This window comes from Shewanella sp. P1-14-1 (genome assembly GCF_001401775.1).
Lineage (GTDB): Bacteria > Pseudomonadota > Gammaproteobacteria > Enterobacterales > Shewanellaceae > Shewanella > Shewanella japonica.
In genome coordinates, this window is record NZ_LKTL01000019.1 from 67906 (window position 1) to 83324 (window position 15419).

A 15419-nucleotide genomic window follows, 5' to 3' on the forward strand; every position below is an offset into this window, starting at 1 on the left:
ATTTTAGACTACTCATGGTATGAATAGAAATGGTATGATTTCCTAAGTAAATTTCCCTAAAGGAATATCAAATGAATATTGATAATCTGGCTAAAATTGATCTCAACCTATTGGTCATTCTTCAAGTCTTACTTGAAGAACAAAGCGTCACGCGCGCCGCCAGCCGCTTGCACTTAAGCCAGTCAGCATTGAGTAAAAGTCTCAATCGCTTACGTTCAACCTTAGATGATCCATTATTTCAGCGAACCGCACACGGACTTAAACCTACCGCGCATGCCATTCAATTAGGCGAACAATTGCCACAAATATTACAGACATTGCATCAGCTCACCCAACCACCAACTTTTGAGCCTGCAAGCAGTAATCAACATTTTTCATTTTCCATGGTCGAAAGTGCTTACGAAACTTTGCTACCGTATTTTATCGGCACATTGTTACATGATGCCCCTAACGTCAAACTCGACTCGTATGTTTGGACCGAAAAGTCGATGCAAGATCTACAGTTAGGACAAATTGATTTTGGTATTGCAGGTCGTGACACTCACCCTCAAGCCGATTTAAAAATTGAGCAACTACCAGACGGTATCGAGCATCAAACCCTATTTAAAGATAAGCAAGTATGCTTGGTTCGCCAAGATCACCCCATGCTAGCAATAATACAAAGCCCGCAATGGAATTTGGCAAACTACCTCACAATGTCACATGTGCAAGTGCGCTGCGAAGGCAATGATTGGTGGGCGCTAGATTATCACCTAGCAGAACAAAACTTACATCGTCGTATCAGCACCACAGTGCCCGATTTTTATGGCGCTGCCAGTATTTGCGCGTACAGCGATTTAATCTTTACCTTACCATCGAGCTTTGCCCGCCACGCGGTTAAACTCTACCCTTTGGTACAAGTCCCCTTGCCATTTGAATTTATGCCAATGGCTTATGTGTTGTTATGGCATGAACGTAACAGTCAAGCACCTGGACATTTATGGCTACGGAATATTATTTGTGAAAGTGTGGCGAAAGCCGTGAATCAAAGCGATATTTAATTTTCCTAGATTCAAATAAACGATACTGATTAAAACCAATGACTTAATGCTTGCAGTCCCAAACCCGTAACCTTAGCTAACAAACATTAACCAGGTTTAACGTGACGTTAATAGCTGTTCCATTGCATTATTAATATACAAATTCTACGGCTTCGAGTTTAACCAGCCATTCTAGAGACGTTTCCATCGCCTTTTGATTCGTGTCTAGCCAGTATATTGAGGAATATTAATGAATTTTAACCAGTTTATAAATCAAGCCCAACTGAAACAAAAAGTTGGCACCATGAATCCTATTTTTGCACTACTATCGATTATCGCTATTGGCTTGATGTCGATTGTTTTATTGCCATTTTTAATTGTGTTTGCCGTTGTTAGCTTTATCGGGTTAAACCTACTTGGGCGCAAGTACCTAGCCCCAAAGATGCAGCCAATTTTCGGTCAACAAGCACCAGATGAGGTTTATCGAGGCGATCCGAACATCCAACGTGAACGTTCGGTTTACCAATCAGATATGTTTAAGCAAACAGGCAACCACAGGCAACGCAGCGGTCGCACCTTCGACCATCAACCTGATTAATACGTTTGTTAGCTTGTCACACATGAGTCATGACTCAACCAAAAACACCGCCATTTGGCGGTGTTTTTTTTCTTAATTCAAGAAGTTGATAGTTGCGTGTAAAAAATCTCAGATTTTGAAAATTCACTTTACCTGATGACAAATAGAATATGGCTAATAAAACATAACTAAGCCAAGATCCCTTGTGCATGAATCAAAGATTTCAGTTCTTCTTCACTAGGTTTAAGCGCGATCACATTATCAATTTGAATTTGAAGCGATTGCCAAATCGGTTCGATAATCTCAGCTTGTTCATCATTAGCATATTGTTTGGCTAGTTTGAGCAATGACGCCGATTCAACCACATCAATGCGTTTAAATACACCATCAGCAAGCGCGACACTTAGCTCTATCATTGCAGGAACACTGCGGCCATAGTTAATCACATCTCGCAAATATCGCTCTGCTAAACACACATCTGCCCCTAAACCTGAATCATCATTAAGCATATGCTGGGCTCGGGTAAACATGGCGTCTAATTGACCTTGCTCGGCCGCCTCTGCCAGCCAATGTTCACTGGCATTTGGATTTGCTTCACAGCCTTCACCATTAAATAACATCAAGGCAAGATGATATTGAGCATGAGGATAACCCGCTTGAGCCGCTTTATTAATCCATTCAAAAGCCTTATCAAGCTGTTGTTGCTGATAATACAAAACGCCTAGGTTTGACATCGCTTCAGTGTTTTCAGCTAATGCAGCTTGCTCTAACCAATTCGCCGCTACCGCTAAATCCACTGCAAAGTTTTCACTACCAACCAAGAAAAAGAAGCCTAATAGAGCTTTCGCTTCTATGACGCCAGCTTCTGCAGCACGTTCAATAGCTATCTCGCCAGCTAAGGCATTTTTTTCACCACTGTAGCCATGCAGTAAAGCAACGCCATGCTCAAATAAGGCTTGTTGATGCTTGTCTGAAGCCAGCTCAAACCAATTAGCCGCTTGCTTAAATGTGCCAACTGACTCAACTTGATTTTCGGCATCTTGCTCAAGTGATTGCTCTTGCTCTTGTTGCATTAACGCTTTTGATTTAAGCGACATACCCACCAGGTACTGAGCCTGCGGATCGTTGTGCATCACAGCTTGATAGCACAGCTCACGCCCCACATATGAATCAAAGGCTTCAAACTGATACTCAGGCGCTTTTTTACGGTGTACTTTTGGATACAGCAAGGTAATTAACGACAAGATATTCTTGATGGTTTTCTCAGCCAGTGAGACAAGCTGCTCTTGCGTTAAATGATATTTTTCTGGATGAGCACCACGGTTACCGTCGCTGCGTAATCGGTGCAGTGCACGTGTGGTTGGTACATCAATAAAACGCATTCGATTCAATTGCTCGATGCGGTCATATAAGTTTGGGCTATTAAATTTAACGGAATGTTTATCGGCTAATAGCGAGGTGACTTGATGGGTAAAACTACGAACGAACACCAAAGCCTGTGTTGGAATATCTCTAACGTAGCTTTTGGCTTTGGTGTAATCGTCTACGATGTCAGCTGAGAAGCCGCCAATAAATTCAATATCATTTAACACTGGCGTGGCTCCTTAGCATGATTACTCGCATTTAGATTTCTGTGGTATCTGATTCACTATCATCTGTCGTACGGTTAACCATATACAATCTAAATAAGGCAACGTTAACGAAAAGTCCTAAAAATGCGAACAAGGTATCAATAATAATGCGTAGTGGGAAACCACCGAATTCTGTTAACTGCAACACGATACCACCTACCATAGAAAGTGGCAGATATAACATTAAAATAAGCATAGTTTTCAATACGATTGGTGATGAAAACTTAAAGCTACTCTTAATGGCTTCAAGCGGTGATACACGTTCTACGATAACCATAAAGTTGACGTATGCAAGGCGAGCAAACAAGTAGAAACTAATACTTAATCCAATAATCCAAAATGGCCCAAACACGGCAAATAACATAACAGGTGCCAAAATGGCTAAACCAGAGAATACCCCTGCGAGTAGTAATGGTGGCACAAAGGTAAAGCTGTTTTTAAGCACTAAACCAGGGGTCACATCATGACCTCGTGAACGAACCTCTAAATACAAGGTTAGCGCGGCAATCAATAATGAAAAAATTAACAGTAACGCCATCATGGCTGCACCATGAATAGCGCCAAACTGTGGGATTTCTACTTCAGCTTGCGCTGCGAGTTCTGTTCCTAACCACACTTGGATCATTACTTGAATTAACAGTAGTGGCACAGTAAGCGAAGCAAGCTGTGCAATATGGTTACGAAAGAAATTATATGCTTCAGTCAAAATTGCAGACAATGACATGGGATTTCCAATAATCTAAATAAGACAAATATGCTGCTAAGGATACCGAAAAAACAGTGTTTTTGCACAATTGATATTGAAGCTTAATAGAAGTTAATCAAATCAATTGTCACATTTTTGTGAATAACGTTAAAATGGTGACAGAATATCGATACCTCACCTTTAATCATTCAACAAAACCACAGGATGGCCATGATGAAATTAAGCCCTGCAGTAAGTCTTCTAATAGCGATGTTTGCCGTAACTTCACCAGCACAGGCAAGTTGGTTAGACAGTGTATTTGGAAGCGATGAAAAGAAAGTAGAACAAGTAGACACTGCGGCTACTCAATCTACTGACTTAGTTGGTAATGTCATGTCACAACTCGGGTTAAGCCAAGAACAAGCTGAAGGCGGGTTAGGCACGCTTTTAAGCCTAGCGCAATCAAACCTAGGCGGTTCTGATTTCAGCCAGCTATCAAACAGTATTCCTGGAGCCGATGCATTACTCGCAGCAGTACCTGAGCTATCTTCAGATTCTGGTATGTCAGGGTTATTATCCCAGGCGGGTGACTTAGGTCAGTCATTTGAAGGCGCAGCTATGGTTTATGATGCATTTGAACAACTTGGTATCAAAAAAGAATACGTAGCGCCTATGGTCGATATCGCTAAATCATATTTAGAGACTAACGGCAGCGAAGGTACAGTCGATTTGCTGATGAAAGGTGTTAATTCATTGCTATAAGCCAAACAGCATTTAGGATTAACATAATTTAATGCCGAGCAATTCGCTCGGCATTATTGTCTCTGTTAAGCTTAATCAATATAGATTTCCCATTAAATGCGCTCATTAGCTGGCGTGTAGGAGGCAAAATGATCGCGAAACTGAAACAGTTTTTACAATCCCATGCTCAAGCAGTGACCCCTGAAGAGCAAGCGCAACAGCTAAAATTAGCCGCAGTTAGTTTACTGCTTGAAGTCATGTATGCAGATGAGACGCTCGATGAGCAAGAAGTCGCCATGCTCCCAAGCATGATTAGTCACAGCTTAAATATCAGTTCAGCTGAAGCAAATGCATTAATTGACGAGGCCAAATTAGTTCAAGGTAACGCAACGTCATTATTTGAGTTCACCGCCGAAATTAATGCTCAATGCTCAATTGAGCAAAAGCAAAAGCTGCTACTGTGTATGTGGAAGCTAGCATACTCTGATGGCAAATTGTGCCGAAACGAAGATCAAATCATTCGCCGAACTGCAGATTTACTGTATTTAAAGCATAGTGAAGTCATTCAAATGCGTAATATTGCCATGGAGCAACGCTAACTCGGTTTTTGCATAATTTAGTCATAGAAAAACAGCGCATTAAGCGCTGTTTTTTGTTTTGGTAACCTAGGGAATACTACGCCAACTGTTTGCGAGCCTGATGCTTTTTCTGCCAATACATAAACGGAGCTATCACCACCAGTAGAATAAATGAATACAGCATATTTTCAGCTAAGGCGATGCCCACGCCAATACAAAATACACTACCACCAATAATCAATGGCAAATAACGTTTGCTGAGCAATTTCACTGCCGATAGCATGGTCAGCAGATAAATAATCACAAACACACCATTACTCCATGCAATAAGATCTTCAAGCTTTTGCTCTGTCACAAAGGTTAAGGTGATGACCAATGCCATGATGGTCAAAATGGTGTTCAACGCACGTAATGGCACGCCATAGCCATTAAGCTGGCTAAAATAACTTGGCAGCACTCCTTCTTTACTGAAACTCCACAATAATCTCGCTGCACTTGCACAATACACATTAACCGTCGCCAAACCACTGGCAATACCTAATACCCCAATCACTTGTGCACCCATGCCTTGCCAAGTGATATCACCTAATAACACATTGAATGCGTGGATCATGGCTAAGCCTTCTTTATCACTTGGCACCATCAACAGCAATAAAGTACAGATAAGGTAAATCACGCCAACGAGGACAGTGCCTATCATCATAGCCGGTAACATATCCTTTTTAGGATCGTTAAAATCATTGGCTAAATGTGTCATGGCTTCGATGCCCAAAAAGCTCCAAAAGCCGATCCCCATAGCTAACATCACTGTAGAAGCTTCTGGTGAAGCCATACTTGCAAAAGATTCCACTTGGCTGACATTGGTGCCACTCGCACCAAATAGCACAGCAACAACAGCGACAATGGCTAGCGTTAACGCAAATTGCAACTTGGCCGAAACTTGAATCCCGCGATAATTAAGCAGTAACAATACCGCCACAATGGTGAGTTCGGCCGCTAATTGCCCCCAGCCAGTAATAGACACAAGTGCATCCATAAACTGGAAAGTCATTAAAATCGCTGCTGGCGCTCCAATAGGTATCACAAACAAGAAAATTAATCCTATTGTGCGCCCTGCTGTGGTGCCATAAGCTTTCTCAATAAAATAGGCAGGCCCTGCGGCATGTGGGAAGCGACTAGCCAATAACCCAAACACCACCGCAACAGGCAAAATGGCGATGGTTAATATAGCCCACGCCAATAATGCACCACTATTTGCCACCGCAATGGTCATTTGCGGCAAAATAAATACCCCTGTACCTAGCAAAGTGGTGGCCATCAACCCGGCACCTTGCCAGCGCCCTATCGTTCCTGTAATTTGATTCATTGGCTTATTCTGTGGTGAAGTTTGAAAGAATTATAAAATTAAAATGATAAACAAACTGCCGTAAATACCCCACAAGATAATGGATTAAACCACCATATTGACGGGTTTAATGCAAAAAACCGACATTATGGCGGCCCACTTATAACGGTTCAGCCTTTTAAAGCGAGTAAGACTTCACATGGACAAATTCGACCAACTCATCATTAATGCACTACGTGCCAATGCCCGCCAAAGTATTTCTCATATCGCTGAGACAGTCAGCTTATCACGTAGTGCTGTAACCGAGCGGATTAAAAAGCTCGAGCAATCAGGGATCATTCGTGGCTATCAAGTGTTATTAAGCGAGTCACAAAAAGAAGGCGTTTCCGCTTATTTTGAAATTCAGCATGAACGGGCTAATTGCGCCGATGTTGTCCATGTTTTCCACGCCATTCCAGAGGTAATCACATGCCAAGGAATCACCGGAGAAATGGATTTATTGGTGTATGTCAATGCGGCATCCATGAAGCGATTACATGAAATCCGAGAGTATATTGATGCGCAAGCCGATATTGTCAAAATTAAAACTCATGTTGTAATGAGCGAATGGATTAACAATCAAGCGTAACGCACATTTTATAATTAATTTATTGGTTATACTGATGAAAATAGCCAACATTTATTAAGCCAGTGACTCACATTCTGTAAGGTTTGTGGTTAACACTTAGCGTAAACAACCATGTTGAAACCTTAGGTTTCAGGCACTTTTAATTGGGTATTTATTACTATGCAAACACAACCTACGTCTGACATTAACTTACTATGGGGTGCGTTAATCCTAGAAGAGCTAGCTCGGCTTGGCGTAAAACATGTTTGCATGGCTCCAGGCTCACGCTCAACGCCTTTAACCCTAGCTGCGGCGGCGCAACATAAACTTGAGCGCCATATGCATTTTGATGAGCGAGGACTTGGTTTTATGGCGCTAGGCCTTGCCAAATCCAGCAATAGTCCAGTTGCAATAGTGACAACATCAGGCACAGCTGTTGCTAATTTATACCCTGCCATCGTTGAAGCATGGTTAACTCAAGTTCCATTAATTGTATTAAGTGGAGACAGGCCACCTGAGCTTATTGGCTGCGGTGCCAATCAAGCCATTATCCAACCTGCTATTTTTGCTGATTATGCCAAGCAAGTGAATTTGCCAACGCCAGATCTCGCTATCAGTCCAAACACACTCTTAACAACAATTGACGAAGCCGTGGCTAACCTTCAACAACCTGTGCATTTTAATTGCATGTATCGTGAGCCACTTTACCCAAGCGAGTTGGAGAGTTTACCAGCACTGATAGCATCATCAGCATCTTATACTCAACCGATCTCAGAATGGGCAAATCATAGCCACCCTTATACCGACTATGGCCAGGTTTCCTGTAATAACCTGCCCTCAGAAGACACCATGATGCGTTTTGTCCATGGCAAAGGCATCATTGTAGTGGGTACGCTTTCGCCTCATGATAATCCATCACTCATCATTGAATTATCACAAAAGTTAGGCTGGCCAGTCGTCACAGATGCGCAGTCACAATTACGACAACACCCAAGTGTTATCGGCCATATTGATCAATTGATGCTACACCCCAAAGCAACCAAATTTGTAGAGCAAGCAGATAGATTATTGGTATTTGGCGGCCGATTTATCTCAAAAAGGCTTATTAGCTTTATTGCACAACATCAATGGCACAGTTATTGGCAAGTACTTCCTAATCAGCAACGACTCGATCCTAACCATCAATCTAAACGTATTTGGCAAGCCAGTGTTTCAGCCATATGTAACGCGCCTTGGCCCCGTTCATCTTCAGCAAATTGGGCTTTACCTTTAATTGAAATGAACCAGCAACTAGAGGCGCTGTTCACACAGCACATAGATCAAAGTAGTTTTGGTGAGCCGCAAGTTGTACGTCAACTTGCTAAAGCGCAGACCTCAAACCACCAGTGGTTTATTGGAAATAGTTTACCGGTGCGCTTATACGACATGTTTTCTCCTATAACCTGTGAAACACCGCATATTTATACCAATCGTGGTGCATCTGGTATTGATGGATTAATTGCAACATCCTGCGGTATGGCCCTTGCTACGCAACAACCTAGTACTTTGTTAATTGGTGATATATCCAGTTTACATGACCTTAATTCGCTGGCTATCTGCAAACAAATCACAAACCCATTTGTGATCGTGGTGCTCAACAATGATGGCGGCAATATTTTTAATTTATTACCTGTGCCAAATGAAGCGGTCAGAGATGAATTCTACCGTTTAAGTCACGGGCTGGAGTTTGGTTATGCCGCTGCCATGTTTGGCTTGCCTTATAACCAAGTAGATTGTTTATCTAGCTTTAATGAGGCTTATACTGATGCGATGGCTTATGCAGGGACTTCTGTAATTGAAGTCAATGTTGGCCCCAATCAGGCAAGCGATCAAATAAAGCTCATTGCACAATGGGTGAAACAACACTAATGCCAACCATTAAACGTTACGGTGACACAGCATTACCTGCACTGGTTTTATTACATGGTTTTTTAGGTTCAAAAGAAGACTGGCAAGCCAGCTTGCCCATTTTAAGCCAGTACTTTCATTGTATCTGTATCGATTTACCAGGCCATGGTGAAAACGATCAAATATTACCTTCTCCTGGTTTTGAAGTATTAGCTCAAACCATTGTCGATAAAGTGATCAAGCTAGGTTACCCGCAGTTTCATTTACTGGGTTACTCTCTTGGTGGGCGCATTGCTTTGCACATTGCGAAGTTCCACCCACAAGCATTGCTAAGTTTAATGCTAGAATCCGCCCATTTAGGCTTATGTTCCACTCGAGATAAACAAGCTCGTTTGAAACATGACCAAAAGTGGGCAGATAAACTCGATAATATGCCGATAACTGACTTTTTAGCCCAATGGTATCAGCAGCCTGTATTTGCAGATCTACAAGACAGCGCGCGTGAGCAGCTGATTAGTATACGCAGTAAAAATGATCCGCAAGCGCTACTCCATTGCTTTAGAAGCACTTCATTGGGTTTACAAGATAATGGCCAAAAAGTGTTGAAACAATTACACTGCCCAAGATACATGTTGGTGGGTGAGCAAGACTGCAAGTTTTCTAAGCTGGCGCTTAAGTGGCAAGAAAAAATCGATATGTCGGTGATCAGTATTCCGAATTCTGGCCACAATACCCATAAAGCCCAACCACAGATGTTTGCCGCAAGGATAGTACAACTTTTATATCCTTAGCTAACCTTTAACGGTAAATGAAATTTAGCCACCTTAACCGAGGTGGCCATCGCTTTATAGGATATTTGCTTTATGCACTTTGATGCCCCACAACTTTTAAGCCATTCATGCTCTACTCAAATTGGCGAAACGACTGACAATGTGGCGCAAGCAAGCATCCGAGATCTGAGCATACATCAATATAAAATTGACCTTGAACCGGCTCTGCCCGTCGCCAGTCAGCGAATTAATCAACGTTTAGGGCTAATCATCAGTGCCACATTTGATAACTGCGCCCCAGAGTTTGTTGAAATAGCCCCTTTGTCAGGTGTTGATATTCAAGGTGAACCGCTAACTGGATTTAGTCCTGAATCATTATCACAGGTCATTGAATACCTTGAACAACAATTACCTTCTCTGATAGGGCAACCTATCAAGGCACTGAATGAACTTGCCAATCAAGCGCCCTTTGCATCTATAGGTTTAGGGTTAAGTTTGCTCGGATTTAAATCGTCATCACAATTTCAATATGCCCATGTTGATGAACGTAAAGTTGGCCTATTTTATTATAAAGACGACACCAGTATTGAGACCTTAACGCAGCAAGTTAATGCGTTACCCATAGGGACTTATTCCATTAAAGTTAAAGTCGCTCAGGCAAGTATCGAGCAAGAAATTGCATTTATTCATCAAATTTTAGCTATTAATCCAAAACTGAAATTACGCCTTGATGCCAATCAAGGTTTTAGCGTTGAGCAAGCTATTGAGTTCTTAGCTTGCCTACCGAAACAAGCTATAGAGTACATCGAAGAGCCTTGTAAAACGCCCGAGCAAAGCCAACTTGTATACCAAAGCCTACATATCCCCTTTGCACTTGATGAAACCTTAAATGATGGTCATTACCAGTTTGAAATGCTTGAAGGACTAGCAGCCTTGATAATCAAACCTATGGTACTCGGTAATATTGATAAATTAGTTCAGCTGATTAACCTTGCTACTAGCCATGGCGTGCGGTGTATTTTAAGTTCAAGTTTAGAGGCCAATCTTGGGATTGGGGATCTTGCGAAACTTGCTGCAGTGTTAACACCAGACGAAATTCCTGGGCTTGACACACTTGCCAGTTTTACTCAGCCATTAATGAACTCAGACAATCAACTTAACCTTGAGGTATGTCAACTGCTTCAACACTACCAAGGTTAATTCTGGTCGCTATTGAGCAAAAGTAGGCAGCATAAAATAGGTATGAAGATGATTTCTCCATTGCATCAAACAGCCCTTAATCAACCGAATGCTATCGCCATCAAGCAAGCATCAAGTTCAGTGGCTTCGTTAACCTATCAGCAACTCAGTGCCATGGTTTGCCACCTAGTTAAGACGTTGCAAACTCAGGGTATTAAACAACATAGCCGACTCGCTTGTGTCAGCAAAAATAACCTCGAAATGGTTTGCTTATATTGGGCTTGTGTTGACTTGGGTGCCGTGTTGTTACCCATTTCCCCACGCTTTCCTGCACAGCAAATTAACCAATTATGTCAACGCTTTAACATTGATGCGATATGGCTTGAACCTTCATTTATGGATGAATCAAGCATTAAGCACAATAACAAAGCGGACAATAATCGCGTCGTAAACAAGCAACAACTTACCATCTCGCTATCTAACACTGCTTTAGGTGGCGCGATACCTAAAATAAATCCCCAGCAACCGTTAAATATCATTTTGACCTCAGGCTCTAGCGGTGCGCCAAAAGCCGTTGTACATTGCTTGGAAAACCACATTGCTAGTGCAGTAGGTTCTGCTAACAACATCGCGTTAGCACAGGGTGATAACTGGTTATTATCCTTGCCGTTATTTCATATTGGTGGCTTAGCCATCATTAATCGATGCGCTCTTGCTGGTGCAGCAGTGGTGTTAAATGATAGCCAAGCTTTGTGGCAACAGATCATTGCAAGCAAGGTGACTCACGTTTCGCTGGTTGCGGCGCAATTAAGTAAGCTACTTGCACAACATCCCCACTCATTAGATAGTGTCAAAGCCTTATTATTAGGTGGTGGCGCTATAGAACCTCATTTAGTCTCAGCGCTTGCTGACAAACAAGTTAATGCTTATTGCAGTTACGGTATGTCTGAGATGAGTTCGCAAATCACCACGGCAGCTATCAATCCACAGGGGCATCTCGGCCAAGTATTATTGCATCGCCAACTTAACATCGTCGATAACACCATTTGGGTTAAAGGTGATTGCCTGTTCTTGGGTTATTTGGCTGACTCAGATAAAAATGAGTCATCACACGCAGCAATCACCCAAGCATCACTAACATTGCCACTGGACTCACAAGGTTGGTTCAATACTCAAGACCGAGCAAAGCAGGACGAAAGAGGCAATTTATACTTGCTTGGACGCACTGATAATATGTTTATCTGTGGCGGCGAAAATATTCACCCAGAGGAGATTGAAGCTGCGCTAAAGTCGCACCCTCTAGTTAATGATGCAGTGGTATTTGCTCAAGCTGACCCGCAGTTTAGCTTATTACCCGCTGCCATTATCCAGTTAACAGATAAACACTTGTCCCTTACAGCAAAGATAATCGAATCGTTACAGCAACATGTCCTGGCGAAAGTGGCACGCTTTAAACGTCCTCGCCAGTATTATTCATGGCCTGAAAATGTCATCACTACGAGCCTTAAAGTTCCTCGAAAAGCGATCATTGCTGCGGTTAAAGCCAACTTGAATGAAGTAAACAACTAAAGACATACTCAGTCTTTTCAAGGCATAAAAAAACCTGCCGGAGCAGGTTTTAATCATCTTGGTCGCATCACTAATTAACTTAGATTTCCATACAAGATTTCAATTTGTTCATTGCATTCTTTTCAAGCTGTCTGATACGTTCAGCCGATACTTGATAAGTGGCTGCAAGTTCTTGCAATGTGGTTTTATCGTCATCTAACCAGCGAGAACGAAGAATATGCTGGCTTCGCTCATCAAGGGTTTTAATCGCTGAGAATAAACGAGCTTGTGAATCCGATTCCCAGTTTTCATTTTCAACTTCTAATGCCACATCAGAAGAGTGATCTTCTAGGTAATGAACAGGAGCAAAATCAGCGCTGCTGTCATCGTCATTGTCGTTGGTTAAGTCAAATGCAGGATCTTGCGCCGCCATTCGCGACTCCATTTCGGTAACGTCTTTTTTAGACACACCAAGATTCTCTGCAACCATGCCAACTTCTTCATCACTAAACCAGCCTAAACGCTTTTTAGTTTTACGAATATTGAAGAACAATTTACGTTGCGCTTTAGTGGTTGCAACTTTCACGATACGCCAGTTTTTAAGCACGTACTCATGAATTTCCGCTTTAATCCAATGCACAGCAAAAGACACCAAACGCACACCAACATCAGGATCAAAGCGTTTTACTGCTTTCATCAAACCAATGTTGCCTTCTTGGATAAGGTCCGCTTGCGGCAAACCATATCCAGAATAACCTTTCGCCACATGCACAACAAAGCGCAAGTGAGACATAATTAATTTCTTCGCAGCTTGTAGATCACCAGTTTCTTGCAAACGTTTAGCTAACTCATGCTCTTCCTCTGCCCCAAGCATCTCGATGCCTGTGACTGATTGCATGTATGCTTCTAAGCTGCTACTTCCTCTAGGGACAGTGAGTGACATAGATTGCGATTGAAAGGCCATTAAAGCTCCTACTAGTTACTGCGTTTTTAACACTTTTTTTACTTAAAAGATTTTAAGTAAGTGGTGAACTATCTATTATAAGACAAGATATGTCAACAGTGGTTCAACACCGAAATGCACATAAAATATGCGCTAAATGATAGTCGTCTGAAACATAAGAAAATGCAAGTGAACAAATGTTCATTTTTTCGATAGTCTTAATCTAGCATGCCTATACGACAGAATTATTAAGACGGTTCAATTGCACGAAGATGTTGCCTAACAGACAAATATGAACCCAACCACCCCAAGAACGAAGCTAGCAGTACTAGCTTAACTAACTCAGCCACACTCAAAGATTGGATCTGCAACTGACTACCATACAAACCCAATAGCTCAGCAAGTGCAGAATCGAGGTACCAAACCAGTAAATTGATAATAATCCACGCCAAAACGCCACCGATTACACCATACCAAATACCTGTATAAAGGAAGGGACGCTGGATAAACGCTTCTGTCGCACCGACAAGTTTCATCACTTCAATTTCAGTGCGGCGATTCATAATAGCCAGGCGAATCGTATTACCAATAACCAATACCACAGCCAAAACCAATAAGGCCGCTATGGCTAGAACAGTACGCTCTATTAATCTAACCATGGCTTGCAAACGCTCTAGCCATTCAATATCTAAGCGGCCAAAGCTCACTTCAGGCTCTTGCTCAAGCTTAGCCAGCAACTGCCTTGCCCCTTCTGGGCTAGAATGGCGCGCTAAAGGTGTGACCACCACCACGGCAGGTAACGGGTTTGAATCTAAATAAGATAATGCTTCGCCAAAACCAGATAAACGTTGAAACTCTTCTAGTGCTTGGTCTCGGTTAATATAATCAACCACATCCACTTCGGCGTAAACTTTTATACGGGAAATTAGGCTTTGAATGGACTGCTCACTTCGGCCTTCATTAATAAATAATGAAATTTCTGCAGCGTTATTCCACGACTGGGTAATATTCTCTGCATTTTTTACTAAGACTTGCAGCGCCGCAGGTAAGCTCAAACTGACCCCTAATACTGCCATGGTCATCACTGACGAAATAGGATTTCGCCACAACTCACCAATACTCGCCATCGCTTGTTGAATATGACGAACGAAAAACATCACTAATCGACCAGTAAACGGTAGTTTGCTTGCGGTAATGCTCACCTTATTTGTCATTACGCCTGTCCCTGAGTATCTGTCGTGTAAATCTCATCACCACCTAGCATCTTGCCTTGGCGTAGGGTTAAGGTGCGATATTTCATCCGAGCAATTAAGCCCAAGTCATGGGTTGCGATAAGCACACTTGTTCCCGCATCATGAAAGGTCTCAAATAACCGCAAAATATCCATCGATAACTTAGGATCTAAGTTACCCGTTGGTTCATCGGCAAGTAATAAAGGCGGTTTATTAACAATCGCCCGGGCAATGCCGACACGTTGTTGCTCACCGCCTGATAACATGACCGGTAGATGGCGCTCTTTACCGTATAAACCAACCATATCTAAAGCACCAGCAACTCGCTTACGAATTTCACCATGAGAAAAGCCTTCAATAACAAGAGGCAAAGCCACGTTATCAAATACGCTTTTATCCATTAATAGGTGATGGTTTTGAAATATCATACCGATATTACGGCGAAGATATGGCACATGTTTTTTGCCTAACTTAGCAATATCATGGCCATTAATTGAGACTTTACCTGCACTAGCACGTTCAATCACAGTGATCAATTTGAGCAAGGTACTTTTACCAGCGCCAGAATGTCCGGTTAAAAACGCCATTTCACCTTGATGCAGGCGAAAATTGACTTCTGACAAGGCTTTTTGGCCACCTGGATAAATTTTACTGACTTGCTCAAAATGGATCATATA

15 protein-coding genes are annotated in these 15419 nt (G+C 42.2%); 9 read left to right on the forward strand and 6 right to left on the reverse strand.

Going from position 1 to position 15419, the window contains the following annotated elements; translation table 11 throughout:
- Positions 1-71: 71 nt before the first annotated feature.
- Positions 72-1040 carry a LysR family transcriptional regulator gene (locus AN944_RS14580; RefSeq protein ID WP_055025370.1) on the forward strand — a complete coding sequence of 323 codons (969 nt, stop codon included), beginning with the start codon at positions 72-74 and terminating at the stop codon, positions 1038-1040.
- Between the two features lie 229 nt (positions 1041-1269).
- Positions 1270-1617 carry an NfeD family protein gene (locus AN944_RS14585; protein ID WP_055025371.1) on the forward strand — a complete coding sequence of 116 codons (348 nt, stop codon included), beginning with the start codon at positions 1270-1272 and terminating at the stop codon, positions 1615-1617.
- A gap of 167 nt (positions 1618-1784) precedes the next feature.
- Here AN944_RS14585 and AN944_RS14590 read toward each other — a convergent pair whose 3' ends face one another.
- Together AN944_RS14590 and AN944_RS14595 are read right to left on the reverse strand one after the other, a co-directional pair.
- Positions 1785-3188, reverse strand: a complete 1404-nt coding sequence (locus AN944_RS14590) for a tetratricopeptide repeat protein (protein ID WP_055025372.1) — start codon at positions 3186-3188, stop codon at positions 1785-1787.
- 31 nt (positions 3189-3219) lie between these two features.
- A complete protein-coding gene (locus tag AN944_RS14595) occupies positions 3220-3951 on the reverse strand; it encodes a hypothetical protein (RefSeq protein WP_055025373.1) in 732 nt (243 codons plus the stop codon).
- A gap of 195 nt (positions 3952-4146) precedes the next feature.
- On the opposite strand from AN944_RS14595, the gene AN944_RS14600 reads away from it, so the two are divergent.
- Positions 4147-4674 (forward strand): DUF2780 domain-containing protein, encoded by a 528-nt coding sequence (locus tag AN944_RS14600; RefSeq protein ID WP_055025374.1) that lies wholly within the window; start codon positions 4147-4149, stop codon positions 4672-4674.
- Between the two features lie 128 nt (positions 4675-4802).
- A complete protein-coding gene (locus AN944_RS14605; protein WP_055025375.1) occupies positions 4803-5252 on the forward strand; it encodes a TerB family tellurite resistance protein in 450 nt (149 codons plus the stop codon).
- Between the two features lie 76 nt (positions 5253-5328).
- On the opposite strand, the gene yjeH is transcribed toward AN944_RS14605, so the two are convergent.
- The gene (gene yjeH / locus AN944_RS14610) at positions 5329-6597 is read right to left on the reverse strand and encodes an L-methionine/branched-chain amino acid transporter (protein ID WP_055025376.1); all 1269 of its coding nucleotides are present in this window, start codon (positions 6595-6597) and stop codon (positions 5329-5331) included.
- Positions 6598-6775: 178 nt separating this feature from the next.
- Between yjeH and AN944_RS14615 the strand changes: the two genes are divergently transcribed.
- The 5 genes from AN944_RS14615 (at position 6776) to menE (ending at position 12588) form a co-directional block, all read left to right on the forward strand.
- Positions 6776-7204, forward strand: coding sequence for an Lrp/AsnC family transcriptional regulator (locus AN944_RS14615; RefSeq protein WP_055025377.1), 429 nt, complete (start codon positions 6776-6778; stop codon positions 7202-7204).
- 159 nt (positions 7205-7363) lie between these two features.
- Positions 7364-9091 carry a 2-succinyl-5-enolpyruvyl-6-hydroxy-3-cyclohexene-1-carboxylic-acid synthase gene (menD, locus tag AN944_RS14620; protein ID WP_055025378.1) on the forward strand — a complete coding sequence of 576 codons (1728 nt, stop codon included), beginning with the start codon at positions 7364-7366 and terminating at the stop codon, positions 9089-9091.
- Positions 9091-9861 (forward strand): 2-succinyl-6-hydroxy-2,4-cyclohexadiene-1-carboxylate synthase, encoded by a 771-nt coding sequence (gene menH, locus AN944_RS14625; RefSeq protein WP_055025413.1) that lies wholly within the window; start codon positions 9091-9093, stop codon positions 9859-9861. Before menD ends, menH begins: the two co-directional genes overlap by 1 nt.
- A 72-nt stretch (positions 9862-9933) precedes the next feature.
- A complete protein-coding gene (menC, locus tag AN944_RS14630) occupies positions 9934-11040 on the forward strand; it encodes an o-succinylbenzoate synthase (protein ID WP_082420026.1) in 1107 nt (368 codons plus the stop codon).
- 48 nt (positions 11041-11088) lie between these two features.
- A complete protein-coding gene (gene menE / locus AN944_RS14635; protein ID WP_235530929.1) occupies positions 11089-12588 on the forward strand; it encodes an o-succinylbenzoate--CoA ligase in 1500 nt (499 codons plus the stop codon).
- Positions 12589-12667: 79 nt separating this feature from the next.
- Here the strand turns inward: menE and rpoH are convergent, their stop codons facing one another.
- From rpoH to ftsE, 3 genes are all read right to left on the reverse strand, one after another.
- The gene (gene rpoH, locus AN944_RS14640) at positions 12668-13531 is read right to left on the reverse strand and encodes an RNA polymerase sigma factor RpoH (RefSeq protein WP_055025380.1); all 864 of its coding nucleotides are present in this window, start codon (positions 13529-13531) and stop codon (positions 12668-12670) included.
- A gap of 227 nt (positions 13532-13758) precedes the next feature.
- Positions 13759-14724, reverse strand: coding sequence for a permease-like cell division protein FtsX (ftsX, locus tag AN944_RS14645; RefSeq protein ID WP_055025381.1), 966 nt, complete (start codon positions 14722-14724; stop codon positions 13759-13761).
- Positions 14724-15416 carry a cell division ATP-binding protein FtsE gene (gene ftsE / locus AN944_RS14650; RefSeq protein WP_055025382.1) on the reverse strand — a complete coding sequence of 231 codons (693 nt, stop codon included), beginning with the start codon at positions 15414-15416 and terminating at the stop codon, positions 14724-14726. Before ftsE ends, ftsX begins: the two co-directional genes overlap by 1 nt.
- Positions 15417-15419: the final 3 nt, after the last annotated feature.